The organism is Pseudomonas sp. 2848, assembly GCF_003253945.1.
In the GTDB taxonomy this organism is placed as follows: Bacteria; Pseudomonadota; Gammaproteobacteria; order Pseudomonadales; family Pseudomonadaceae; genus Aquipseudomonas.
In genome coordinates this window covers 177160-202264 of record NZ_QKZD01000004.1, presented here as the reverse complement: position 1 = coordinate 202264, position 25105 = coordinate 177160, and the positions used below count along the sequence as shown (strand labels likewise).

General features: G+C 67.0%; 16 protein-coding genes. 8 read left to right on the top strand and 8 right to left on the bottom strand.

Features of this window, described 5'->3' with window-relative positions; translation table 11 throughout:
* Positions 1-23 precede the first annotated feature (23 nt).
* The 3 genes from DFS21_RS10125 to DFS21_RS10115 form a co-directional block, all read right to left on the bottom strand.
* Positions 24-1034 (bottom strand): SUMF1/EgtB/PvdO family nonheme iron enzyme, encoded by a 1011-nt coding sequence (locus DFS21_RS10125; RefSeq protein WP_110701547.1) that lies wholly within the window; start codon positions 1032-1034, stop codon positions 24-26.
* A gap of 65 nt (positions 1035-1099) precedes the next feature.
* On the bottom strand, positions 1100-1993 hold the full coding sequence (locus tag DFS21_RS10120; RefSeq protein WP_111532231.1) for a VOC family protein: 894 nt from the start codon (positions 1991-1993) through the stop codon (positions 1100-1102).
* Positions 1993-3036 (bottom strand): methyltransferase, encoded by a 1044-nt coding sequence (locus tag DFS21_RS10115; protein ID WP_110701543.1) that lies wholly within the window; start codon positions 3034-3036, stop codon positions 1993-1995. Before DFS21_RS10115 ends, DFS21_RS10120 begins: the two co-directional genes overlap by 1 nt.
* A gap of 311 nt (positions 3037-3347) precedes the next feature.
* On the opposite strand from DFS21_RS10115, the gene DFS21_RS10110 reads away from it, so the two are divergent.
* Positions 3348-3992: a metalloregulator ArsR/SmtB family transcription factor gene (locus tag DFS21_RS10110; protein ID WP_110701541.1), complete on the top strand. Its 645-nt coding sequence runs from the start codon at positions 3348-3350 to the stop codon at positions 3990-3992.
* A gap of 31 nt (positions 3993-4023) precedes the next feature.
* Here DFS21_RS10110 and DFS21_RS10105 read toward each other — a convergent pair whose 3' ends face one another.
* The gene (locus DFS21_RS10105; protein ID WP_111532230.1) at positions 4024-10365 is read right to left on the bottom strand and encodes a non-ribosomal peptide synthetase; all 6342 of its coding nucleotides are present in this window, start codon (positions 10363-10365) and stop codon (positions 4024-4026) included.
* 419 nt (positions 10366-10784) lie between these two features.
* Between DFS21_RS10105 and DFS21_RS10100 the strand changes: the two genes are divergently transcribed.
* Both DFS21_RS10100 and DFS21_RS10095 read left to right on the top strand, forming a co-directional pair.
* Positions 10785-11537, top strand: coding sequence for a helix-turn-helix transcriptional regulator (locus DFS21_RS10100; protein ID WP_110701537.1), 753 nt, complete (start codon positions 10785-10787; stop codon positions 11535-11537).
* 16 nt (positions 11538-11553) lie between these two features.
* Entirely contained in the window at positions 11554-12984 is a 1431-nt protein-coding gene (locus DFS21_RS10095) for an efflux transporter outer membrane subunit (RefSeq protein ID WP_111532229.1), read from the top strand.
* Here DFS21_RS10095 and DFS21_RS10090 read toward each other — a convergent pair.
* Positions 12954-13706 carry a helix-turn-helix transcriptional regulator gene (locus tag DFS21_RS10090; protein ID WP_111532228.1) on the bottom strand — a complete coding sequence of 251 codons (753 nt, stop codon included), beginning with the start codon at positions 13704-13706 and terminating at the stop codon, positions 12954-12956. The two genes, DFS21_RS10095 and DFS21_RS10090, sit on opposite strands and share 31 nt — an antisense overlap.
* A gap of 87 nt (positions 13707-13793) precedes the next feature.
* Positions 13794-14231: a PACE efflux transporter gene (locus DFS21_RS10085; protein WP_110701531.1), complete on the bottom strand. Its 438-nt coding sequence runs from the start codon at positions 14229-14231 to the stop codon at positions 13794-13796.
* Between the two features lie 315 nt (positions 14232-14546).
* Between DFS21_RS10085 and wecB the strand changes: the two genes are divergently transcribed.
* From wecB to DFS21_RS10060, 5 genes are all read left to right on the top strand, one after another.
* Complete coding sequence (gene wecB, locus DFS21_RS10080) at positions 14547-15701, top strand: non-hydrolyzing UDP-N-acetylglucosamine 2-epimerase (protein ID WP_110701529.1); 1155 nt, start codon at positions 14547-14549, stop codon at positions 15699-15701.
* Positions 15698-17872 (top strand): cyclic di-3',5'-guanylate-activated glycosyltransferase NrfB, encoded by a 2175-nt coding sequence (nrfB, locus tag DFS21_RS10075; protein ID WP_111532227.1) that lies wholly within the window; start codon positions 15698-15700, stop codon positions 17870-17872. The genes wecB and nrfB overlap by 4 nt, the downstream gene beginning before the upstream one ends.
* The gene (locus DFS21_RS10070; RefSeq protein WP_111532226.1) at positions 17869-20871 is read left to right on the top strand and encodes a phage receptor; all 3003 of its coding nucleotides are present in this window, start codon (positions 17869-17871) and stop codon (positions 20869-20871) included. The genes nrfB and DFS21_RS10070 overlap by 4 nt, the downstream gene beginning before the upstream one ends.
* Complete coding sequence (locus DFS21_RS10065; RefSeq protein WP_111532225.1) at positions 20871-21710, top strand: DUF4434 family protein; 840 nt, start codon at positions 20871-20873, stop codon at positions 21708-21710. The genes DFS21_RS10070 and DFS21_RS10065 overlap by 1 nt, the downstream gene beginning before the upstream one ends.
* A 71-nt stretch (positions 21711-21781) precedes the next feature.
* Positions 21782-22867, top strand: a complete 1086-nt coding sequence (locus DFS21_RS10060; protein WP_111532224.1) for a diguanylate cyclase — start codon at positions 21782-21784, stop codon at positions 22865-22867.
* 90 nt (positions 22868-22957) lie between these two features.
* On the opposite strand, the gene DFS21_RS10055 is transcribed toward DFS21_RS10060, so the two are convergent.
* Both DFS21_RS10055 and DFS21_RS10050 read right to left on the bottom strand, forming a co-directional pair.
* Positions 22958-24256 carry an ATP-binding protein gene (locus tag DFS21_RS10055; RefSeq protein ID WP_110701519.1) on the bottom strand — a complete coding sequence of 433 codons (1299 nt, stop codon included), beginning with the start codon at positions 24254-24256 and terminating at the stop codon, positions 22958-22960.
* Positions 24257-24262: 6 nt separating this feature from the next.
* Positions 24263-24964 (bottom strand): response regulator transcription factor, encoded by a 702-nt coding sequence (locus tag DFS21_RS10050; RefSeq protein WP_110701517.1) that lies wholly within the window; start codon positions 24962-24964, stop codon positions 24263-24265.
* Positions 24965-25105: the final 141 nt, after the last annotated feature.

The following is a 25105-nucleotide window of genomic DNA, read 5'->3' as shown; positions in this document are numbered from 1 at the left end:
TCTTGCACGGAAGACGGAAAAACTCAGTTGTGGTTTTCAACCAGGCGCAAACCCATGACGTAGATCGGTCGCGGGTAACGCCCGTGGCGGCGCGCGGTACGCGCCAGGTCGCGGAAACGGGTGAAGCTGCCACCACGGGCCACGCGGTGGGTGCCAACATCGAGCACCAGGTCGTCCTCGATGCGCGGGCCACCGGGGTAAGGCTGGTAGTCCTCGGCAACGTACTCCTCGACGTTGCCGGCCATGTCCAGCACGCCGAACGGCGAGGCCGCATCGATGAACACACCGACCGGCGTGCTGTCCAGGTAGCCCAGCTCGGCAGTGTTGGCGTGCTCGACCTGGTAGGCGTCGCCCCAGGGGAACTGGCGCCCTTCGGCACCGGCGGCGGCATACTCCCACTGCGCCTCCGTGGGCAGGGCGAAGCGCCGGCCGGTACGCTCGCTGAGCCAGCGGGCATAGGCATCGGCATCGCTGGCCGAAACGCTGTACACTGGGTGGTTGGCATGGTGCCGTGGGTAACGGCCGAAGGCCCAGCCGTCGGGGATGCCGGCATGACCGCTGTCGAGCAGGAACTGGCGATACTCCTGGTGCGTCACCGGGAAGCGGGCGATGCGGAACGCCGCCAGCTCGACCGCATGGCGCGGGGTCTCCTTTTCGATCCAGCTGCGGTCCAGGCCCAGCCCGTCGAACTGGTCCATCACCTGCGCCACCGCGCCTGGGTCCAGGCCGATGTGCACCCGCGCCGCGGGAATGTCGATCATGTCCGGGGCGAAGGTGTCGATGCGTGGATCACCGCGCAGCGCCAGCACCTCGCCGGCGCCGATGCGACGCGCCAAAGGCTGGCGCGGCTGTTCCAGAATGGCGAGCAGGACGTCCAGCGGAGCCTGGAGCAGATTGGCGAACGCTTCGCCGACCTTGGCCTGCAGGGGATGCTCCTGGTACTGCTCGGAATAGCCCATCAACGCCCGGTCACTGACATCCTTGGGCAGCGGGCTGGGCAGCCGTGGCCAATGCCACTGTTTGTAGCTGTTCATGCGAATACCTGCCTGGGCACACACCTGCGCGCGCAAAGGCACGGCAGGCGTGTGACGACGTGGGGTCAGAGACGGTCGAGGAGCAACCGTGGGTTGCTTTCGATCATCTCCACTTCGGCGCTGTACACCTCGATCACCAGCCCATCGGGGTCTTCGAAGTAGACGGCGCTGCGCACGTTGTCCGGCCCATGGTGATAACCCGGCGCCGGGCCGTTGCCCTTGACCAGCTTGATGGTGCCGGCGGCGGTGACCTGGTCGGCAATGCGCCTTACATCCTCGGGCAGTGCCCGTATGCCGATGTGGTAGCCGGCCGGGTAGCTGAACGACTCGCTCTGTTCGATGAAGAAGTCGAAGCCGTTAAGCTCCATGACTGCCTTGCGCGGGCCGAGGTTGTAGCAGTAGTTGGCGCCGAGTATGTCGCTGTAGAAGGCCTTGGACGCCTCCAGGTCGCGGGTCAGGATGTTCACGTGGTTCATTTCCGGACGCTGCCTGGCCCGCGCCGCCTCGTCCAGCCCCAGGCCGTCGAGGGAACGCCACAGTTTGGTTGCCGCGGCGAACTTGGCGAAGCCCGCCAGCCAGTCCTTGATCGCCACCCCGGGCACCTGCCCGCTGGCGATATCCAGCGGATACGGGTAGAGGAAGCCCTGGCTGGCCTGCTGCCACTGGGCGATCACCCCCGTGGCGGACGGCAGTTGCGCCAGCGTGCCTTGCACCCGCACCAGCACCAGCGCGGTATTACGGCACAGCCCGGCGGCCTCGCTGAGCAGCGTGTTCAGCGCCGCAGGGGGCGTGGCACTGTCGAGCAGCAGGCAGACCGCGTCCACCGGCCCCTGGCCGACCGGCTTCTGGCTGACCTGCAGGCTGAAACCCGCTGCGGCCGCGGCGCTGCCCAGGCTGTCCAGGGCCTGGGCCGCCGCGTCACCGAGCGGCGCGGCGTGCAATGCCAATAGACGCAACATCAGGCAGCCCTCCGGCCGATCAGCAGGGTGTAGCGGCCGATCGGTTCCTGCTCCACCGTGAGCCCCGCCGCTGCCATGCTGTCGATCAGGTAACGGCTGGGGTGCAGTTCGCCGTTGACCGTGTTGAGCATCATGTGCAGGGAGAAGTCGGCCGACAGGGCCGGATGAATCTCATCGTCTTCCAGGGCCATGCTCAGCACCAGCAGCGCGCCGTCGCCCTCGACCATGCCGGCGGCGCCAGCGATCAGGGTGCGCACCTGCTCGCGGGTGAAGTAGTGCAGGCAGTCGTTGAGCATCACCACATCGGCGCGCTCGCCCTGGTACTGGGCCAGGTCCAGCAGGTTGCGGGCATGGAAACCCAGGCGCTCGTCGAGTCGGTACTTGGCGAAGGTGGCCGCGGCCGCCTCGCGGGTGGGCTCCAGGTCCCAGACCTCCCCTTTGACCTGCGGATGGCGGCTGGCGATCTCGGCCAGGTAGGTGCCGTGGCCGCCGGCGAGGTCGATCACCCGACGGGCCTTGTCGAACAGCGGCAGGTCACGCAGCACGTCCACCATGGGCTGGCTGAAACGGACCATGGCGTCGTTGAAGGCATCGCGGGCCGCCAGGTCGTGCTTGAAGCGATTTTCCTGCTGGAAGTCCAGCGAATCGCGGCTGCGCAGGACTTCGTCCAGGCGTGGCCAGTTGTGCCACTGCAGGCGCTGATGGTCGATGATCGGGCCGATGAACTCGGCGCTGTCGCTAACCAGGAAACGCTGGCTCAGCGGCAGGTTCTCGAAGCCTTGTGCGGTGCGCTTGAGCAGGCCCATGGCCACCAGCGCGTTGAGGAAGATACGGCCCTTGTTCGGCACCCAACCCAGCGCATCGCTCAAAGCCTCGGCACCGACTGGCTGGCGGGTGTGGTCGAACACGCGCTGGGCCAGCGCCGAATGCAGGATGGCGGACTGGCGGTACTGGTCGGAGAGCTTCACCAGGTCGACCACGCCCTGCAGGCTGCTCACTTCATCGGCGTGTTCATAGATGGTCACGGGTTTCTGGGCATTCATGCACTCACATCCCTGTCGAGTTGTTGTTGATGGGCCCATGCCCGGCATTTGCCAGCAAGGTGTTGACGCACTTGCACGCACCCCTCCCTGGGACCGGCAAGCACAGGCTCCGCAGATCAGCCTAGACGCGGATCTAATAAATACAACTAATACCTTTTATATTTTTATCGCATATGAATTTTCTCATCGATAATCGTTCCCCCTTGCACAAATCACCGCGAATCCGGGCTATCCTTCGCCCACTTGCCTGCGCAAAGGATGGCCCAGGAGAGTGCCCGATCCGCTCATTCACGCCCGGTTTCCAGCGCTCCATGACCTCGACCACCGTAGATTCGAACTGCACCGCCGACCGCATCCTGTTCCTGCTCAAGACCCGCGGGCCGCTCAAGACCGCCGACCTTGCCCAATTGCTCGCCATCACCTTCGAAGCCACCCGCCAGCAGGTGCAGAAACTGCAGGCGGCCGAGCTGATCAGCGGCATCAGCGTGCCGGCCAAGGGCGCCGGGCGGCCCTCGCAGAAATGGGCGTTGACCGCCACCGCCCAGCGCCGCTTCCCCGACTCCCACAGCGTGCTGACCCTGCAACTGATCGAGAGCGTCGAGCAGGTGTTCGGCAGCGACGGCGTCGACCGCCTGATCAGCCGCATGGAAGACAGCAACAGCCGCGAGTACCAGCAAGCCTGCGCAGGTGCCGAAAGCCTGGAAGACAAGGTGCGCATCCTTGTGCAACTGCGTGAGCGCGCAGGCTACATGGCCGAGATCCAGGCCGACGGCGACAACTGGCTGATCGTCGAGAACCACTGCCCGATCTGTATCGCAGCCACCCGTTGCCAGGGGTTCTGCCGCAGCGAGCTGCAGGTGTTCCAGGCGGCAATCGGCGAGCAAGGGCTGGTGGAGCGCTGCGAGCACCTGATCTCGGGGGACCGGCGTTGCGTCTATCGCATCTCGCCGAAGTAGCCCCCCACGCAGTGCTCGTCACGCTACGCCATCAGATCCGCCGCCTGCCCTTGAGCGCCGGGATGGTGGTCTGGGCGATCTCCACCTGTACCTGCTCGCGGCGGGTATTGGCCGCCAGTTCCGCCAGCGTCGGCTGGCTGAACAGCAACCGTGCATCGGCGTGCAAGCCGGCCTGGCGCATGCGTGCCACCAGGCTGACCGCCAGCAGTGAATGCCCGCCCAGCTCGAAGAAGTTGTCGTCGCGACCGACCTGCTCGATCTTCAGCACTTCGGTCCAGATCTGCGCCAACGCCTGCTCCAGCTCATCGCGCGGTGCCTGGTAGGCCCGGCTGATCACCGCCGCAGCGCCTGGCACCGGCAAGGCGTTGCGATCGACCTTGCCATTGGCGCTCAGCGGCAGCTCGGCCAGCAGCACGTAGGCCGACGGCACCATGTAGGCCGGCAGGCGCGCCAGCAGGTAGCTACGCAACGCCTCAGGTGTTGGCGCGTCGTGGTTATCGCGGCAGCTGGCATAGGCCACCAGGCGATCCTCGCGCACCAGCACCACGGCCTGGCCAAGGGCCGGGTGGCTCGCCAGCAGAGCCTCGATCTCGCCTGGCTCGATACGCAGGCCATTGAGCTTGACCTGGAAATCGTTGCGCCCAAGGAACTCCAGTTCGCCATCGGCGCGGTAACGCACCAGGTCGCCGGTGCGATACAGCCGGTCACCGGCCACGAACGGGCTGGCGATGAAGCGCTCGGCCTGCAGTGCCGGCAAGCCCAGGTAACCACGGGCCACGCCGATACCGCCGATGTGCAGCTCGCCGGCGCACCCCATGGGCACCGGGCGGTCATGGGCGTCGAGCACATACAGGCGGGTGTTGCCGATTGGCCGCCCGATCGGTGGGGCGACGACGGGCAGTGGCTGCTGCGGTTCCAAGGTCCAGGCTGTGCTGTCGACGGTGGCCTCGGTGGGGCCATAGACATTGTGCAGGCGCACCCGGGGCAGTCGCTCGCGCACGCGCTGCGCCAGTGCCAGGGTCAGTTCGCCGCCCCCGCAGAACAGATCGCGCAGGCTGGTGCAGCGCTCTACGCCCGGGGTGTCGAGGAAGGCATGCAACAAGGCCGGCACGAACTTTACGGTGGTCACCTGGCGGGCCTGGATCAGTTGCACCAGGTAGGCCGGGTCACGGTGCCCGTCAGGGCGCGCCAGTACCAGGCGCAGCCCCGCGCACAATGGCCAGAACAGCTCCCATACCGAGCCATCGAAGCTGAACGGCGCCCGTTGCAGCAATGCATCATCGGGCTGCGGCGGGCACAGGTCGCTACCCCAGCGCATCAGGTTGCACAGCCCACGGTGCTCGACCATCACGCCCTTCGGCGTGCCGGTGGTGCCTGAGGTATACATGACATAGGCCAGGTGCCCGCCGCCAAGCTCCGCTAGCGCGGGCGCCTGGTCGCCGTGCGCCTGCCAGGCGCCCTGGTCCAGGTCCACCAACGGTGTTTGCTGGCCATCGAACAGGCCGCGGGTGGCGCCCTGCACCAGCAGCGCCAGCGGTGCGCTGTCGGCGAGCAGGTAGTGCAGGCGCTCGTCGGGGTGGTCGGGGTCCAGCGGCACATAGGCGCCACCAGCCTTGAGCACGCCCAGCAAGCCGACGATCAGCGCCACGCCACGCTCGAGGCATACGGCGACCCGCGTGTCGGGCCGCACACCGAGGCCTATCAAGTGGTGCGCCAGGCGATTGGCCTGGGCATCGAGCTCGCGGTAGGTCAATTGCGTCTGCTCGGTCTGCAGCGCCACGGCATCCGGCGCGCGCCTCACCTGGGCGGAGAACATGGCTGGCAGATGCGGGTATCCAGGGTCCAGCGCCAGCTCGGTGGCGTTGACGGTCTCCAGCAGGTAGCGGCGCTCGTCCTCCGGCAACGTCGACAGCGATTCCAGCGCCACCGGGGCTTGGCCGGCCAGTGCCTCGGCCAAGGCCCGCAGCGCGCACGACACATGCCCGAGCACGCGCTCGGCGCCCAGCTCACGGGGCGCACGCACACTCAGGCGCAAGGTGTCGCCCTCCTCGTCCACGGTCAGCACCAGGGCATGGCTGTACACCTCGCTGGCCTCGAGCAGCGACACGCCCGGCAACGACACAGTCTGCGCCGCGCCATGCCGATAGTTGAGCAGGCTGTCGAACAGTGCCACGCCGGCTGGCAGGCCGCTGCAACGCTGGGCCAGGACCAATGGCGCGTCCTCGTGCCCGAGCAGCGCCGCCAGTTGGCTATGGGTACCGGCCAGGGCCTGGGCCACGCTGCGCCCGGCCAGCGACACGCGCAACGGCAGGCTGTTGATGAACATGCCCAGCGCACGGTCGGCGCCCTCGCCGGCCATCACCCGGCCCAGCAGCACGGTGCCGAAGACCACCTCGTCACGGCCGCCCAGCGCCCCCAGTACCTGCGCCCAGGCCAGGTGCATCAGGCTGCCAAGGCCGACATCGTGCTGGCGCGCGCGCTGGCGCAGGGTGGCGGCCAGGGCCTCGGGCACGGTGATGGCGCAGGTCTCGACCTGCGCCCCCCCTTGCGGCCCTTCAGCCATGCCGGCCAGCCGGGGCGGCGCCAGCACACCGGCCAGGGCCTCGCGCAGGTACCGTTCATGGCTGGCCTGCCGGCGCTCATCGCGGCTCAGCGCAACATAGTTGCGGTAAGCCACCGGAACAGGCAGGTCATGGCCTTCGCCTGCCATCAGCGTCGCCAGCTCGGCGAGCAGCACCTGCACCGAGACCGCGTCGTTGACCAGATGGTGGAAATGCAGCAGGCCCAGCCATCGCGCCTGCACGCTGTCCTCGACACAGGCCAGGGCCATCATCGGTGCCTGGCGCAGGTCAAGCCGCAGCCCCTGTTCGAGTAGCCGCGCGGCCGCATCGCCCGGGCCGGGCCCGAGCACGCTCAATGGCAGCCAAGCCTGGCGCCACACCACCTGCTGGGGCTGTGCCAGGCCTTCCCAGGCCAGGCTGGTGCGCAGGATGTCGTGGCGCTCGATGACCCGGGCCAGGGCCTGGTTGAACGCCTCCAGCGCCGCCCTGCTGTCGAAGGCGAAGAGCGCCTGCTGCAGGTAGGGATCGCGCTCGTCGGTGAGGTGATGGTACAGCAGCCCTTCCTGCAACGGCGCCAGGGGGTAGATCTCCTGCACATTGGCCGCGCCGCCCGGAACCGTGCCGACGATCTGGTCGATGCTGGCCTGGTCGAGGTGGGTCAAGGCCAGCATCTCGGGGGTGATGCGCTGGCAACCCGGCGCCACGCGGTTGGCCGGTACCGCTTGCGCGGGGGCGCTGCCGAGCGACGCGGCGAGGCTGGCCAGGGTCGGCTGGCCGAACAGCACCTGGGCATCGGCGTGCAGCCCTGCCTGGCGCATGCGCTCGATCAGGCGTACCGCCAGCAGCGAATGGCCCCCCAGTTCGAAGAAGTGATCATGCCGCCCGATCTGCTCTACCTCCAGCAGCTCGGCCCATAGCGCGGCCAGGCGCTGCTCGAGCTCGCCCTGCGGCGGCTCGTGGGTACGCCGCACCGAGGCCTCGCTGTCCGGTGCCGGCAAGGCGCGACGGTCGAGCTTGCCATTGGCGGTCAGCGGCCAGGCCGCCATCGCCACATAGGCCGAAGGCAGCAATGCCGCGGGCAAGCGGTTGCGCAGGTGCTCATGCAGGTCCAGCGGGGTCAGTACCTGCCCGGCGACATACCAGGCCACCAACTGCCCGTCACGCAGCAGTACCACGGCCTCACGCACGGCCGCGTGGCTCGCCAGCGCACTCTCGATCTCGCCCAGCTCCACTCGCACACCGCGGATCTTCACCTGGTCGTCACTGCGGCCCAGATACTCCAGGGTGCCCTCGGGCAACCAGCGCACCAGATCCCCTGTGCGGTACATCCGCGCGCCAAGCTGCTGGGCGAAAGGGTCGTCAAGGAAGCGTTCGGCGGTGAGCTCGGGGCGGTTCAGGTAACCACGGGCGACCCCCGCGCCACCAATGTACAACTCGCCCACGGCGCCAACCGGCAGTTGTCGCCCCTGGGCATCCAGCACGTACAGGCGCGCATTGGCCACCGGCGCGCCGATATGCAGCACCTGTCCGGGGTGCACCTCGCCAGCGCTGGCGACCACCGTGGCCTCGGTCGGGCCGTAGTTGTTGATGATCCGGCAACCCCGCTCCCGGGCCAGGCGCCGCAGGCGGTCGCCGCCGACCAGCAAGGTCTGCAAGGTCGGGTGTGGCTCGCCCTGGGCGAAGGCGTGCTCAGCCACTGGCGTGGGCAGGAAGCTGACCTGCAACGGCTGGGCGCGCCACCAGCGCAACAGCACATCGATATCCTCGCCCCCCTCGCCCACCGGCGCCAGGTGCAGCGTCGCGCCGGCGCACAGGGCTGGCCAGACTTCCCAAGCCATGGCATCGAAGCCGAAGCCGGCCAGGCTGGAGGTATGGCTGCCCGCGTGCAGGTCAAAGGCAGCGCAGTGCCAGTCGACCAGATTGGCCAGCATGCGGTGCTCGACCATCACGCCCTTGGGTTGGCCGGTGGAGCCGGAGGTATAGATCACGTAGACCAGGTTGGCGCCGGACAGCTGGGCTACCTGGGGGTTGGCCAGCCCTGCCGTGGCCGATGGCAAACGGTCCAGCTCGATCACCGGCACGCTCGTGGCCGGCAGGCGGTCACGCAGGCCCGAGAGGGTCAGCACCACCTTCGGCGCACAGTCATCGATCAGGTACTGCAGGCGCTCGCTTGGGTGCGCCGGGTCCACCGGCACATAGGCCGCGCCGGCCTTGAGCACCGCGAGCAAGCCGACCAGGGTGTCCAGGCCGCGCCGGGCGAGCACCGCCACCCGCTGCTCTGGCAGCACGCCCATGGCCAGCAGTTGCGCGGCCAGCTGGTTGGCGCGGTCGTTCAGCTCGCCGTAGCTCAGGCTGCGCCCCTGATGCACCGCAGCCGTCGCCTGGGCGCGTGTTGCAGCCTGGGCCTCGATACGGCGGTGAATCAAGGCCGGGCCCTCGGGGTCTTGGGCGGTGGCGTTCCACTGGCGCAGGCGCTGGTGTTCCTCGGCAAGCAACAAGTCGTAGCTGTCGATGCCCGCCTGGGGTTGCTCGAGCCCTTGGGCCAGCACGTGAAGCAAGCGAGTGCTGAACACCTCGACCTCTTCGGACGCCAGCCAGGCCTGGTTGTACACCAGGTGCAGCCAGGCCTTGCCATTGTGCGGATTGCTGCGCAGGTAAATCGACAACGGGGTGGGCTCGTGGTCGTTGCACACTTTGACGCTGTGTGCGCCGAGGCTGCCGTAACGCAAGTCGTGACCCTCTTCCTCGTAGGACACGGTGATCTCGAACAACTGCCCGCGGGCCTCGCGGGACAGGCCCAGCGCACGGTTGAGCTCGCTCAGCGGCAAGCGCTGGTGGCGCAGGTCGCGCTTCAGGGTGTCGCCAATGCGCCGCACCAGATCGGCAAAACTCAAGGTCCTGCCGAAGTCCATGCGCAACGCATTGACCTGGGCGAACATCCCTTGCGTCGCCTTGGCCCGGGCATTGCCGCGGTTGCGCACCGGCAAGCCGATTACCCAGTCGTCACGCTGCCAGGCCCGGGCGCAGCAGACATGCAGCGCCGCCAGCAACACATGCAGGGCCGACCCCTGCAACTCGGCGGCCAGCTGGTGCATGCGCGTCAGCAATCTGGTGTCGAAGCTGCACTCCAGCGCATTGCTCGGCGTGGCGGTGGCGGGCAGCCCCTGGTCACGTGGCCTGAGCAACGCATCGGGCAGCGTCCGGTACTTGTCCAGCCAGTAGGCGAGGTCACGCTGCTGGCGTGCCGAGCCCTGATACGCCAGGTCGTCCTCGATGAAGGTCTGGTAGGACGGCGCCGAGTCCGGCAACGCCAGGCCCTGTTCAAGCCAACCATAGTACTGGCCCAACTGGTAGACGAACTGCTCCAGGCCCCAACCATCGAAGATCAGGTGGTGACCTTGCAGGACCAACAGGCTGCGGCACTCGCTCAGGTGGAGCAGCGCCATGCGCACCAGTGGCCCGCGCTCGAGGGCGAAGCGCTGTTGCAGCAACGTCTTGATCAGCCCCTGCGCCGCCTCGAACGGTGCGCTGTGGTCGCGCAGGTCATGCTCGTCCAGCGCGACCCGCACGTCGCGGGCGAAGCGCTGGCGCGCCAGGCCATCGCCACCGGCATGGCGCACCAGCACCGTGCGCAACCCGTCGTGCACGCGGACCAGATGGTCAAGCGCCTGGCTCAACAGCCCGCAGTCCACACGGCCATCGAGCTCGACATAACCGCCGACATTGTAGAGCGGCGAATCGCCATGGCTGATCTGGTCGAGCCAGATGTCGCGCTGGGCGCAGGTCAGGGGAAAGGTGTCGGCGGCGGACATGGCGTGGATCTTCCTTGAAACGGGGTCGTTCGCGGATTCAAGCACCCACCCCGGCCCCTGTATGGCCCCCCAAACCCGGACAATGGCAGGGCCTTTTTGCTCAGCCTGAACCTGCGGAATCTTTTGTAGGACATTGACGCTAGCGGGCAGCCGGCAGCGGCCTACCCCTGTGAGCGAGCGTGGCAAACGCCGCCGATCTCGCCGCTTACTGGCGCAAATTGTCCGACAATCCTGCGATCCGCAAGGTACATCAGGGGAAAAACACCGACTTTTCTTGTCGGATTAATTGGCATTTCCTGTCCCCGCTTTCCGCTACAGACGCAGGCTTGGAGCCTGCTATTCAATAGCGCCAAGCCCCAGCACAGAGAGGACTCGACCGCGAGACCCCGCCGCGTTACCGGATCAAGGAAGACAAGCACATGAAGCTGATCGACAGCCTCGAACACTGCCACGACCCGCACCTGTACCTGCAACTGGGGGCACTGGTTGCCAGCACCGGCGATGGCACCTTCGCCGAACAGATGTTCCAGTTGATCGGCGACCAGGTGCCGCTCCATCGCCTCGACCTCAGCGAATGGACCCTCGACAGCGACCAGGCCAGCATCCGCCAGGTCAAGGTACTGGGCAGTGCCGGCCGCCCCGAGGAGGTACCGGCTCAAGAACCTCTGCGCCACCCCTTGCTGCAGAGCATCATGCGCATGGAAGACCCGCTGCTGATCCAGATAAATGCCCCCGTGCACCAATGCAACCTGGTATCGCGCAGCGGCAACCGGCGCTGGGTCATCTGCTGCCAACGGCTGCGCAGCGAGGGAATGTTCTCCCTGGCCGAGCTGTCGCTGCTCAAGCGCCTGTCCGACACACTGCTGCCGTTGGTCGAGCATCACGCCCAGCTGTTCCTGCAGGCGGCCAGTCGCCGCCCGGGCGGCCTGCTGCCCGAGGAGGCCGGGTCGCTGCGCCAGGTCTTCACCGAGCGCCTGGAACAAGAGGCGATCCGCCTGTCCAGCCGCGAGCAGGAAGTGTGCATCGGCCTGCTCACCGGTGGCACCGTGCCGCAGATGGCCCAGCGCCTGAACGTGAAGAGCAGCTCGATCGAGACCTACCTCAAACGCGCCACCGCCAAGCTCGGCGTCAGCGGACGCCACGGCCTGGCCCGCTGGATGGCCGGCACCTGAACCCAGAGACCCTGCCATGCGGCGAATCACACCCTCCTTGCTTGCCCTCGTGCTGACCGGCTGCAGCCTGGCCCCCGACTACCAGCGCCCCCCCTCGCCCAGCGCCGAGCAATACCCCAGCGGCCCCGCCTATCAGGGCGGGCCGTCCACCACGGCACTGCCCCGCGACTGGCAGGGGGTCTTCCGCGACCCGGTGCTGCGCCAACTGCTGGACACCGCGCTGGCCAACAACCGCGACCTGCGCATGGCCCTGCTCAATACCGAAGCGTACCGCGCCCAGTACCGCATCCAGCGCGCCGAACTGCTGCCGAAAATCGCCGCCAATGCCCAAGGCACGCGCCAGTATCTGCCCCGGCGGCGTACCGGTGGCGAGGGCGTGATCAGCACCCAGCAATCGGCCACTGTCGGCATCAGCGCCTACGAGCTGGACCTGTTCGGCCGCCTGCGCAGCCTCAGCGACCAGGCGCTGCTGACCTACCTGGCCACCGACGAAGCCCGGCGCGGCGCCGAGCTCAGCCTGATCAGCAGCGTCGCTGGCGCCTACCTGACCTGGCGCGCCGACCAGGAGTTGCTGGCCCTGTCGCGCCAGACCTTGCAGGCCGATGAGAAAAGCCTGCGCCTGACCCAACGCCAGCGCCGCACCGGCACGCTGTCGGCGCTCGACCAGATCCAGGCCACCACCCGCGTCGACAGCACCCGCGCCGCCGTGGCGCGCTACACCCGCCTTGCCGCCCAGGACCTCAACCAGTTGCAGCGCCTGGTCGGCGCGCAGGTCGATGAGCACTTGCCGCCCCTGCCCCTGGCCGACGAGCAGATCGCCCGGGTGCCGGCCGGCCTGCCCGCCGACCTGCTGCAGCGCCGGCCCGATATCCGCCAGGCCGAATACCAGTTGCAGGCCGCCAACGCCAACATCGGCGCGGCACGGGCGGCGTTCTTCCCAAGCATCAGCCTGACCGCCAACGCCGGCAGCAGCAGCCGCGAGCTGGCCGATCTGTTCGATGCCGGCACCGGCAGCTGGCTGTTCCAGCCGCAAGTGAACCTGCCGCTGTTCAACGCTGGCAGCCTGCGCGCGAGCCTCGATTACGCCAAGCTGCAAAAGGACATGCAGGTGGCGCGCTACGAAAAATCGATCCAGACCGCCTTCCAGGAAGTGGCCGACGGCCTGGCGGCGCGCACCACCTACCAGCAGCAACTACAGGCCCAGCGCGACCTGGTCGAGGCCAGCCAGCGCTACCACGACCTGGCCGAGAATCGCTACCGCAACGGCATCGACAGCAGCCTGACGTTCCTCGATGCGCAGCGCTCGCTGTTCAGCGCCCAGCAAGGCCTGATCAGTGATCGCCTGGCACAGTTGCTGGCCGAGGTGAACCTGTTCACCGCGCTGGGCGGCGGCTGGGACGAAGCACCGGGGCTGGCCTACCAGCGCTCGGCGGTCCTGCCGAAGTAGACCGATGGCGACACCCCGAGGGTACGGCGGAACATCGCGCTGAACGCGCTGGGGCTGTCGTAGCCCAGGTCCAGCGCCACCTCCAGCACCGACTGCCCGGCCGCAAGGGCATCCAGGCTGGCCAACAGGCGCATGCGCCGCAGCCACTGCACCAGGCTCAGGCCGGTCTCGCGTTGGAAGGCGCGGGTCAGGGTACGCGGGTTCAAGCCGCTGTGGGCCGCTACGCGGGCCAGGCCCCAGTCCTCGGAAGGGGCCTGGCGCAGCGCTTCGCACAACCTTTGCAGGTGCGCCGAATGCGGGCTTGGCACATGCAGGGCGAACACCGGCAGCACGCGGATCTCGTCGAGGATAAGTTGCAGGATCCGCGCCTCGCGGCCTTGCGCCGGATGATCGGGGGCGATGTCCATGGCACGGATGATCAGCTCGCGCAGCAATGGCGAGATCTCGATCACCTGACATTGGCGCGGCAGGTCCGGGCGCGCGCCCGGGTCGACGAACAGGGTGCGCATGCGCACCACGCCGGCCATGCGCAGCTCGTGTTCGACGGCCGCCGGTACCCACACACCGCGCCCGGGGGGGACCACCCAGTTGCCCTCGCGGGCACTGACCGTGACCACGCCGCTGATGGCATGGATCAGCTGGGCGCGGTCATGGCAGTGCGGGGCGATGTGCTCGCCATGGCGGTAGTTCTCGGCAAGCGGCAGGATGATCGGGCGCGGCATTGATGCGAGCCTGGCAAAGGTGAATGGGGATTATTGGCGATACGCGATGCAAAGGGGAATCCAGGGCTTGTGCGAAAAGCCCCGATATCAGCAGCCCTTCGCCACTTCTTGCGCCGAGACCGGCACATCGAAAACCTTGTCGAAGCCCCACTGGAACACGAACGCATAGACGAAGAAGAACACGAACAACGCCAGGTTGGTCACCAGCGCCGCCCACAGGCCGATATCCAGCCAGTACGCCACCAGCGGCAGCAGGATCAGCACCAGCCCGCCCTCGAAACCCAAGGCATGCAGCAGACGCCGCAGCAAGGTGCGGCTGCGCTGGTGCTGGCGCGCCTCCCAGCGCTCGAAGGCCCAGTTGTAGGCCATGTTCCAGCTCATGGCGATGCCCGACATGAGGACCGACAATACCGTCGACTGCGCCATGCCCGCGCCGAACGCCAGCTCCAGCGCCGGTGCCACGCAAGCCACGGCGATGGCCTCGTAAAGGATGGCCTGGACGACCTTGCGCGCCTTGCCTTGCATGTTCAACTCCTTGAATAAAAGACCCGCAAAGCTACAAGAAGTAAGCCTCAAGAAAAAGTCAGAAATACTTTATTGACTGACCGTTCAATCAAGAAAAATTAGCATAAACGTTTCCGCAACACCCATCCCTGGCGTCCGGCACCACCTTCCGCCGGCACGACCCATGCCTAGAAGCCTCTCGGCCAAGGCCTGCCCGGCACGTCTTGGGGCATGCCGCGCATTGGACAACCCTATGATCGACTGCTTGTATTTATGACTGGCAAGCGTCGACACGTCGTACACCTTCGTCCAGGGAATCGAACGAGGAACTACACGATGGCTTACACCGTGATGATGGTATTCGGTACCCGCCCCGAAGCGATCAAGATGGCCCCGCTGGCCCGCGTCCTGCGCGACTGGCCCGAGGTCGACCTGCAGATCTGCTCCACCGGCCAGCACCGCGAAATGCTCGAACAGGTCCTCACCGCTTTTGGCCTCGAGGTCGACCAGGACCTGCAGGTGATGACCCAGAACCAGACCCTCAACGGCCTGGCCCGCGACCTGCTGGACACGCTCGACCAGGCCTATGAACAGGTCAGGCCCGATATCGTCCTGGTCCACGGCGACACCACCACCAGCTTCATCGCCTCGCTGGCCGCCTTCCAGCGTCACATTCCCATCGGCCATGTCGAGGCTGGCCTGCGCACCGGCAACCTGCAGCAGCCCTGGCCCGAGGAAGCCAACCGACGCTTGACCGGCGTGCTCGCCGACCTGCACTTCACCCCCACCCGCGACTCCGACGCCAACCTGATCCGCGAAGGCGTGCCGCCCGAGCACATCGAGGTCACCGGCAACACGGTGATCGACGCCCTGCTGTGGATGCGCGACAAGCTGGACAAGGACAACTGGCGCCCCGCCGCCGACTCCCCGCTCAATGTGCTGCGCGACGACCAGCGCATGGTGCTCATCACCGGCCACCGCCGCGAGAACTTCGGCAGCGGTTTCGAACGCATCTGCCTGGCCCTGGCCGAACTGGCCCTGCGCTACCCCGACGTACAGTTCCTCTACCCGGTGCACCTCAACCCGCAGGTGCAGCACGCGGTGTACAGCGTGCTCTCGGGCCGCGACAACATCCATCTGGTCGCGCCCCAGGACTACCCGCACTTCGTCTGGCTGATGAACCGCGCCCATATCATCCTCACCGACTCGGGCGGCGTGCAGGAAGAGGCTCCCGCGCTGGGCAAGCCGGTGCTGGTGCTGCGCAAGGTCACCGAGCGCCCCGCGGTGCTCAAGGGCGGCACGGTCAAGCTGGTCGGCACGCTCACCGAGCGCATCGTCCAGGAGACCAGCCAACTGCTCGACGACCCGGTTGCCTATGAGCGCATGGCCCAAGTCTACACCCCCTTCGGCGACGGCCATGCCAGCGAGCGCATCGCCGAACGCCTGAGCCGCTGGTTCGCCGAGCAATCCGCCGCACGGGACAACGCATGAGCCTGGCCTTCATCGATTTCCTCACCTATGTCCTGTTCGGCCTGAAGATCCTTGCCATCATCCTGGCGACACTGATGTTCCTGCTGGGCCTGGACGACCTGTTCATCGACCTGTGCTACTGGGGCCGCAAACTGATCCGGCGTTTCCGCATCTACGACAAGTTCGACAAGGCCGACGAAAAGCGCCTGTTCGAAGTGCCGGAGAAGCCCCTGGCGATCATGGTGCCGGCCTGGAACGAGGTCGGCGTGGTCGGCGAGATGGCGCGCCTGGCCGCCTCGACCATCGACTACGAGAACTACCAGATCTTCGTCGGCACCTACCCCAACGACCCGCAGACCCAGGCCGACGTCGACGCCGTGTGCCTGCACTACCCCAACGTGCACAAGGTGGTCTGCGCCCGCCCCGGCCCCACCAGCAAGGCCGACTGCCTGAACAACATCATCGACGCCATCCTGCGTTTCCAGCAGGACGCGCGCATCGAGTTCGCCGGCTTCATCCTGCATGACGCCGAGGACGTCATCTCGCCCATGGAACTGCGCCTGTTCAACTACCTGCTGCCGAACAAGGACATGATCCAGATCCCGGTGTACCCCTACGCCCCGGAATGGAAGGGTTTCACCGCCGGCCACTATGTCGACGAGTTCGCCGAGAACCACGGCAAGGACGTCATCGTGCGCGAGGCGCTCACCGGCCAGGTGCCCAGCGCCGGAGTCGGCACCTGTTTCAGCCGCCGGGCGATCAGCGCGCTGCTGGAGGACGGCGACGGCATCGCCTTCGATGTGCAGAGCCTCACCGAAGACTACGACATCGGTTTTCGCCTCAAGCAAAAGGGCATGAAGTGCATCTTCGCCCGCTATTCCATCACCGACCCTGCGCTGGCCCTCAAGCAGGAGTGGCGCCCCGGCATGAGCCGCGAGTTTGCCCAGGTGATCTGCGTGCGCGAGCATTTCCCCCGTGACTGGCAGCACGCCATCCGCCAGAAATCGCGGTGGATCGTCGGGATCGTGTTCCAGGGCACCAGCAACCTCGGCTGGAGCCGCAAGGGCGCGCTCAACTACTTCCTCTGGCGCGACCGCCGCGGGCTGTTCGCCTACCTGTTGAGTTTTTTGGTCAACCTGTTGCTGCTGGTGCTGCTGGCCATGTGGCTGGTCACGGTGATCGCGCCGGAGTCGTGGCGATTCATGTCGATCCTCAGCGACAGCACGCTGCTCAGCACCTTGCTGTGGCTCAACGGCCTGCTGTTGTTCAACCGCCTGTTCCAGCGGTTCTGGTTCGTCACCCGCTACTACGGCGTCTTCGAAGGCCTGCTCTCGGCGCCACGGATGATGTGGAGCAACTTCGTCAACTTCTTCGCCAACCTGCGCGCCCTGCGCCAGGTGATGGAGATGGGCGATTCGCGGCGGGTGGCCTGGGACAAGACCACCCACGAGTTCCCTGCCCTCGCCGCGCCGGCACGCACGCCGCTGGGCCATCGCCTGGTGGAGAAGGGCCTGATCAGTGAAGAACAGCTGGAGCAGGCCATCACCAGCCCGGTACGCCGGCGCCTGGGCCGCGAGCTGCTGCTGCGCGGCTGGCTTACCAGCGAACAGCTGGTCGAGACCCTGGCCGAACAACTGGACCTGCCCTGGGCGCCGCTCAATCCGTTCAGGATCGCCCCGGCGCTGATCGCCAAGCTGCCGCGCAAGCTCGCCACCCACTACGGCGTGCTGCCGGTGGACGAAGACGGCGACACCCTGGTGCTGGCCAGCGAAAGCCCGGTCAGCCAGGTCTCGCTGGGGGTCATCAGCCGCCAGCTCAAGCGCCCGGTGCGTGCCCGCCTGGCGCCACAGGGGCGTGTGACCCTGTGCCTGCGCTACCACTACCCGAGCCCTTGGCAGAAACCCGAGACCCGCAAAATGCTCGAGGTACTCGAACGCCACCAGGACGATGCCGCGCTGTTGGAGAAGGTCGGCACCCACCAGGTGATGCTCGGTTCGCTGCTGCAGGTGCGCGGCATGGTGCCGGTGACCCTGTTCAACCAGGCCCTGATCGACTTCAACCCTGAGCAGCAGAGCTTGGGCGAGCACCTGATCGCCCGCGGCATCATCACCGAGGAAGTGCTGCAGCAAGCCCTCGCCGAGCAGGCCAGCGAACAGCAGGCCGCCTACGACCTGACCCGGGAGGTGGCATGACGCCCCGTCTTTCCCTGACCATCGCCAGCCTGCTGCTGTGTTCTTCCGCCCTGGCCGCGCCGACCAAGCCGATGACCGACTTCCAGCGCTTCACCAGCTACCCCTTCATGGAGCGTGGCTATCGGGAGGCGCAGAAGGACAACTGGGCCGAGGTCGAGCGCCTGACCCGCCACGTGCTGGGACGCGTGCCGAACAACAACGAGGCCCGCGCCCTGCTGGCCGAAGCCCTGGCCCATCAACGGCGGTACAAGGAAGCCCAGGCCATTGCCGAAGACCTCGACGACAATCCTGAACACGCCGATGCCCTGCTGGAACTGCGCCTGACCTGGATCGAACAGGACCCGCCGGCCGCGAGCCAGGTGGAGGCCTGGCTCGCCGACAGCCAGGGCCAGCAGCGCGTGCGCCTGTGGCAGGCCTACAGCGTCAGCCTGGCCAAGTTCGGCGGCGCGGCCAAGGCCCTGGAGTGGCTCAACCATCTGCCGGTACGCGACGATGGCATGGTGCTGCGCATGACCCGGGCCAACTTCGCCGAGCAGCTGCGCAACTGGGGAGAGACCATCGACCAGTTGCAACCGCTGGCCGACCAGGGCCAGCTGCCCCCGCAGGACTGGCAGCGCCTGGCCAATGCTTATATCCAGCAGGTCGATGAAAAGGGCCTGAACTCACTCCTGGCCAGCGCACCTTCCCAGGAAGCGGCGACCCGCGCCCGCCTGGCCATGGCCAACCGCGCCATCGCCATGGGCCATAACCAGCAGGCCGAGCGCTGGCTGCAGAGCCTGCCCGCCGAGCAACTGCAGCACCCCGAGCAGCGTCAGCAGCTGTGGCAGCTGGCCCGTGAAGGCGATGATGCGTCGCTGGTGCGCCAGCTGAGCAATGAACTGCAACGCCCGTGCCTGGAGACCGTCGACTGGCTGTCCCACAAGGACCTGAAGCTGGCCCGCGAGCAGCTCGGCCAATGCCAGGCCCGCGACAACCCGCGCAGCTATGCCATCCTCAGGCAACGCCTGTATGGCGACCCCACGCAGCCTGAGCAACCGCGCACCGCGGCGCAGTGGGAGCAACGCTACCGACAGACTGGCGATCTCGCCGCCCTGGAACAAGCCAGCTTCATGCTGCTCGACAGCGGCCAGAGCGAGCGCGCCAGGCAGTTGCTCGACAACGCGTATGCGCGTTACCAGGGCAGGCTGACGCCCTCGCTGCTGCAACGCCTGGGCAACCTCTATGCGCGCAACGACGGCCCGCTGGACGGTCCACGCATGCTCGCCCTGGTGCCACGGGTCGATGCCGTCACCCGTGGCCAGCTACTGGGCCGCCTGGCCGAAGCCGGCCAGTGCGAAACCGTGCACAAGGCCATTCCGGCCACCCCGGTCGAAGCCGGGCAGTATCGCGCCCTGGGGCGCTGCGCCATGCCGGATCAGCCAGGCGAAGCGGTGGTCTACTACCAGGCCGCCGAACGCCTGGGCGATAGCGGCAGTCGCCTGCCCCTGGCCTACGCCCTGGAAGCCTCCGGCGACTCCCAGGCGGCACTGCCGATCTGGAACAGCCTGCCGGCCAGCGCCTGGACCGACAATGCGCGCCTGACCGCCGCCCGTGGCGCGCTGAACGCCGGTGACGCCAACGCCGCCCGCCGCCACTGGGATGCGGCGGCGCACCAGAGTGCCGACGACTGGGCGCTGGGCGCCGCCATTGCCCAGCGCCAGGGCGACCCGCAGCAGGCCCTGGGCTTCCAGCGCGAAGCGCTGCGGCATGCCCCGCGCGCCGATCACTACTACGCCGCCGCCGGCACCGCCCAGCAGGCCGGCGACAGCGCCCAGAGCAGCGCCTGGCTGGCCGAGGCCGTGCGCCTGGCGGCGGACCAGCCGCGTTACCGCGCCGACTATGGCATGCGCCTGGCGGGTTCGGCGGACAAGCAGCAACGCCGCCAGTCCATACGCTACCTGGAGCGCGCCAGCCGCGACTTCCCCGAGGACTACCGCCTGGGCGAGACCCTGGCCCTGCGCTACGACGAGGTCGAGGACAGTGCCTCGGCCCGCCGCGAGCTGCGCCGGGTACTGGACGTGGAGCGCAACCTGGTCGACGGCGACGACGAGTACGGCAGCCTTGAGGCGCGCAAGTACCGCCAGCGCCGCGCCCATGAAGCCCTGTCGCGCCGCGACAGCATCACCCTGGCCAGCACCTGGTCGCCCGCCGGCACTTCGACCAACGACAAGTTCCTCGACAACGGCGAACGCAGCGGCAGCTCGCGCCGGGCCCGCTCGCAGAACGTGCAGCTGGCGATGTGGGACCACGCCCTGGGCGAGGAGCCCAGCCGCAATGGCAGCACCCTGTCGGTCTACGGCCGCGTGCTGTTCGGTGGCCAGAGCCGCACCGACTATGCGCAGAGCATGGGCACCGGTGTTGGCCTGCGCTACAAGCCGCTCGGTCAGGCCAACCTCAACCTGTACGCCGAGCTGTACCACCAGCGCCAGATCGACAGCACGCACTACAGCGGCCTGAGCCTGGGCGAACTGCTCAGCCCGGCCAAGGTCGGTGGCAACTGGGGCGACCTGCGTCACAACGCCGAATCGAGCAACGACCTGCTGCTGCGCGCCACGGCTTCGTTCCTGGATCAGGGCAAGTACCGCAACGACTGGCGTATCGACGAGGACGACTGGGACGAGCGCTTCCTCTACCTCGACGCCGCCTGGTGGACCCGTGCTGGCGACCATGCCTGGCTGTCGCGCTTCCAGCAGGGCCATGCGTGGAAACTGCCCAGCCAGTCGCCACAGACGATCATGCCCTACGGCTTTCTCGAATTTTCCAGCCAGGACCCGAGCAACGAATGGCGCCAGGACGCCCGCGCCGGGGTCGGCGTGCGCTGGCAGTGGTGGTTCGACGACGACCGCTACAACGCCTATCGCGGCTCGCTGAAAGTACGCGCCGAGTACCAGCAGGCACTGGGCGGCAACCTCTACGAACGTGGCAACGGCGTGCTGCTGGGTGTGGAGATGAACTTCTGATGCGTAGCTTCCTGGCTCTCTGCCTGTTCATCCTGTGGCTACCCGCCCAGGCCGACCAGCGCCTGTTCTACCAGCCGCTCAACCGTGACGCGGACGTCACCCCGGCGCAGTGGCAAAACCTGTGGCGAGCCACCGTGGCGCAGGGCGGCAAGACCCTGATCGTGCAGTGGAGCGCCTACGGCGACAGCGACTTTGGAGGCTCCGAGGGCTGGCTGGCCGGGAGTCTGCGCGAAGCGCGGGCCCAAGGCCTGGAGCTGGTGCTGGGCCTGTACATGGATCCGGCCTACTACCAGCGCCTCGAACAGCTCGACGGCGAAGGCCTGAACAGTTACTTCAAGGCGCAGCTGGGACGCTCGCTCACCCAGTACCAGCAGCTCAAGGCCGACTGGGCGCTGCCGGTGGCCGGCTGGTACCTGCCCATGGAACTGGACGACCTGCACTTTCGCGACCCGGCCAGGCGCGATGCGCTGCACACGCAATTGCAGGCTTTCAACCGGCAACTGGACAAGCCCCTGCATATCAGCGCGTTCAGCGCCGGCCAGCTGTCGCCGCGGGTCAATGGCGCGTGGCTGGAGCAGTTGGCCAGCCTTGGCCTGAACGTCTGGTGGCAGGATGGCGCCGGCACGGGCCGCCTGGCGCCAGTTGTGCGCCAAGGCTACGAACAGGCCCTGCCCTGCCAGGTAGGCATCGTGCGCGAGGCGTTTCGCCAGGTCAGCAAGCCTGGCCAACCGTTCCGCGCAGAACCTGCGCAGCCGGCGCTGAGCGGAGGTTGCCACGCCGAGGCTGTGTTCGCCCTGCGCTATCGGCCCTGGGCCAGAGGGACGCTTTCCAGGGATTGAAACCAGCCGCCTGAACGAATCTCAACGTGGGGCCGGCAAGAACAGCACAATAGCCGAGGGCATCCTCCAGCATGTACAAGACCCTCGAAGCCCACATCCGCCAAAAGGTAGCCCCCGCCGCCCTGCGCGCCGAGTTCCGCCAGCATGAATTCGAGGCCATGCGCCGTTTTTGCCTGCTGATTTTCTGCATCGGCATTGCCATCTGGCTGGTCTTCGACCTGATCGTCAGCTACCTCGGCGGCCAGGGCTTCACCTGGCTGTCCGGAGTATTCATCGCCCTGCTGTGCAGCCTCACCGTGGTCCTGGGCTTCACCCGCAGGAGCCAGCATTTCGACGTGCTCAACCTGCTGTTCGTGGCGGTGATCACGCTGGCCATGCGCCTGGTGATCGAGGGCATCCCCATCGCCCTGCGCCCGGTATGGCTGGTGCTCGGGGTCTCCACCGTGCTGTACACCGTGTCGGTGCTGCCGGTGCGACGCTGGTCGTTCTTCTGCGCCATGGGCATCACCTGGATCATGCTCAATCCTTTCCTCCACACCCGTATCGAAGCCCTGGAGCTCGAAGGCGCGATGCTGATCAGCTACGCGGTATGCCTCAGCGGCCTGGTGATCTACAGCTACCTGCGCATCCGCCAGGCCAAGCTGCACAACTACTACCTGACCAAGGTACTGCTGGAGCAAGCCTATATCGATGCGCTGACCGACATCCCCAACCGTCGCTCGTTCATGGCCAAGGCCGAAAAGCAGCTGCAACAGGCCGGCGAACAGTACCTGGCGATGATCGACATCGACAATTTCAAGCAGGTCAACGACCGCTTCGGCCATGACATCGGCGACGAGGTGCTCAAGCGCGTGGCAGCGCACATCAAGGCGGCGATGATCGGCTACGAAATCGCCCGGCTAGGCGGAGAGGAATTCGCGATCTTCTTCCAGGGGCTGGATGAGGCCGCTGCCGAGCAGCAGGTCGCCGCGCTGTGCCGGCGGGTACGCGAGGACCTCGGCGCTCACCCGGTGACCATCAGCATCGGCCTGGCCCGGATCGACAGCGGCGATACCCTGAGCACGGCGCTGATCCGGGCGGACCAGGCGCTGTACGAGGCCAAGCACACGGGCAAGGACCGCTTCGTGACCTGGTCGGCAAGCTTGTCAGGACAATGAGCATCGCGGGGCAAGCCCGCTCCCACACCAGTGTCCATCATCAGCGTGGGAGCGGGCTTGCCCCGCGATGAGGCCGGCCCAGGCGCTGCATCAACCAGCGGGCAAGCGAATCCTGAACTGCGCCCCGCCCAACGCCGATTGCGCCACTGTGAGCGTGCCACCCTGCCCTTCGATGGCCCGCCGGCTGATCGCCAAGCCCAAGCCGAAACCACCCGTGTTGCGATCGCGGCTGCGGTCCAGCCGGTAGAACGGCTGGAAGATCCGCTCACGCTCCTCGACTGGAATGCCGATGCCGTCGTCCTCGACCGTCACCAGGCAGGCGCCATCCTCTTCCAGGCGCAGGCGCAGCAGCAGGCTTTCGTCGCAGTAGCGCATGGCGTTGCGCACCAGGTTCTGTACCGCGCGGGCAGTCAGCCGCGGATCGAGGACAAAGCGTGGCAGGTCTGTGTCGCATTGCACCTCCCACTGGATGCCGCGATCGTCGAGTTCTTCGGCGAAACCACCGAGCACGCTGTCCACCAGCTCGAGCAACGACACCTCGACCCGCTCGCGGGCCTGGTCGGCGCTTTCCAGGCGGCTGTAGGACAGTAGCTCAAGCACCAGCTCGTCCAGCTCGCGCACATGGCCCACCAGCCCCAGCAGGCGTTTGCGGCTGGCCGGCGGCACCTCGTCGAACAGCAGCACCAGGCCGAAGTCCAGGCGGGTCAATGGCGTGCGCAGCTCGTGGGACACCGCGTTGAGCAGTTCACGCTGCTGATTGACGTGGCGCTCCAGGTCGCTGGCCATGGTGTCGAACACCCCGGCCAGCTCGCCGATGTTCGAGCGCGGCGAGATATGCGTGCGCTCGGACATCTCGCCGCGCCCCAGGCGCCGGGCGGTGTCCTTCAGGCGCTCGAGGTCGCGCCAGTGCGGCCATACCCACAGCAACAGGCAGCCGAGCATGGCCGCGCCGATCAGCACGGTCACGCCCCAGGACAGCACGTTGATGTCCAGCGGGTCGTCCGGCGAGTGCAGGCGTACCAGCCAGTCCTGGTCCAGCGGCGCCAGCGCCGTTTCGTAATAGCCCCAGTCGGCCATGCGCACCACATACAGGCCATGCTCGAGTCGGGCCTTTTCCTCGCTGCTCAGCTCGGCGTCGTCCATGCGCAGCAAGCGCACCTCCAACGGCTTGAACGCCGCGGCGAGTTCCTTTTCCACCGTCGGCCACTGCTCCCGCGGCGCCTGCTGGAACTGGCGCACGATCAGGGTCTGCACGCCCTTGGCCTGGTCGAGGTTGTAGGCCATGAAGCGATCGTGAAACAAACCGACGATGGTGTCGGGAATCAGCGCGATCGCCCCGGCATAGGCGACGATGATCACCAGGTACAACCGCACCAGGATCTTCAGCATGGCGTATCAGTACTCCCACTCGACGCGACTGAACAGGTAGCCCTTGCCCCATACGGTCTTGATCTTGCGCGCTTCACCTGCGCTGTCGTCGAAACGTCGGCGCAGCTTGGAGATGGCCACGTCCACCGAACGGTCGGTGCCGTTGAACTCGATGCCGCGCAATTGCTGGAGGATGCGGTCACGGCTCATCACCTCGCCGGCGTTGCGCGCCAGCACCACCAGCAGGTTGTACTCGCCGCTGGACAGCTCCACTTCTTCGCCGCGCCAGGTGACCGTGCGCTCGGCCAGGTCGATGCACAGGCCGCCGATCTGGATCAGGTCGCAGTCCAGGCGCGGCTCGTTGACGCTGCTGCGGCGCAGCAACGTGCGCACCCTGGCCAGCAGCACGCGGGGCTCGCACGGCTTGGTGACGTAGTCGTCGGCGCCCATCTCCAGCCCCAGCACCTGGTCGTGGCTGTCGTCGCGGGCGGTCAGCATGAGGATCGGCAGGCTCTGGCTCTCCTGGCGCAGCAGGCGGCATACCTGCAGGCCGTCCAGGCCCGGCAGCATCAGGTCGAGGATCACCAGGTCCGGTTTCTGCCGGCGGAATTCGTCCAGCACATGGTCGCCGCGGGCAATCACCCGGACATGGAAATCGTTGCGTTGCAGGTAGCTGGCGATCAGTTCGGACAACGCGCTGTCGTCTTCGACCAGGAGAATGTTCGGCATAAGGGGATTTGACGAAAGATTGAAGTAAGGCAGGATATAGAATCCCGGGCGGGCCACCGCCGATTGTTCACACTTTTTCACACACGCCCAACACAGCTTAACAGCCGCCACCCGAACGGCTGCTTTAGCATACGCTGGATC

Excerpts from the sequence above, each read along its gene's own strand:
- DFS21_RS10125 (WP_110701547.1), bottom strand. The coding sequence starts at position 1,034 with ATGAACAGCTACAAACAGTGGCATTGGCCACGGCTGCCCAGCCCGCTG.
- DFS21_RS10120 (WP_111532231.1), bottom strand. The coding sequence starts at position 1,993 with ATGTTGCGTCTATTGGCATTGCACGCCGCGCCGCTCGGTGACGCGGCG.
- DFS21_RS10115 (WP_110701543.1), bottom strand. The coding sequence starts at position 3,036 with ATGAATGCCCAGAAACCCGTGACCATCTATGAACACGCCGATGAAGTG.
- DFS21_RS10110 (WP_110701541.1), top strand. The coding sequence starts at position 3,348 with ATGACCTCGACCACCGTAGATTCGAACTGCACCGCCGACCGCATCCTG.
- DFS21_RS10105 (WP_111532230.1), bottom strand. The coding sequence starts at position 10,365 with ATGTCCGCCGCCGACACCTTTCCCCTGACCTGCGCCCAGCGCGACATC.
- DFS21_RS10100 (WP_110701537.1), top strand. The coding sequence starts at position 10,785 with ATGAAGCTGATCGACAGCCTCGAACACTGCCACGACCCGCACCTGTAC.
- DFS21_RS10095 (WP_111532229.1), top strand. The coding sequence starts at position 11,554 with ATGCGGCGAATCACACCCTCCTTGCTTGCCCTCGTGCTGACCGGCTGC.
- DFS21_RS10090 (WP_111532228.1), bottom strand. The coding sequence starts at position 13,706 with ATGCCGCGCCCGATCATCCTGCCGCTTGCCGAGAACTACCGCCATGGC.
- DFS21_RS10085 (WP_110701531.1), bottom strand. The coding sequence starts at position 14,231 with ATGCAAGGCAAGGCGCGCAAGGTCGTCCAGGCCATCCTTTACGAGGCC.
- wecB (WP_110701529.1), top strand. The coding sequence starts at position 14,547 with ATGGCTTACACCGTGATGATGGTATTCGGTACCCGCCCCGAAGCGATC.
- nrfB (WP_111532227.1), top strand. The coding sequence starts at position 15,698 with ATGAGCCTGGCCTTCATCGATTTCCTCACCTATGTCCTGTTCGGCCTG.
- DFS21_RS10070 (WP_111532226.1), top strand. The coding sequence starts at position 17,869 with ATGACGCCCCGTCTTTCCCTGACCATCGCCAGCCTGCTGCTGTGTTCT.
- DFS21_RS10065 (WP_111532225.1), top strand. The coding sequence starts at position 20,871 with ATGCGTAGCTTCCTGGCTCTCTGCCTGTTCATCCTGTGGCTACCCGCC.
- DFS21_RS10060 (WP_111532224.1), top strand. The coding sequence starts at position 21,782 with ATGTACAAGACCCTCGAAGCCCACATCCGCCAAAAGGTAGCCCCCGCC.
- DFS21_RS10055 (WP_110701519.1), bottom strand. The coding sequence starts at position 24,256 with ATGCTGAAGATCCTGGTGCGGTTGTACCTGGTGATCATCGTCGCCTAT.
- DFS21_RS10050 (WP_110701517.1), bottom strand. The coding sequence starts at position 24,964 with ATGCCGAACATTCTCCTGGTCGAAGACGACAGCGCGTTGTCCGAACTG.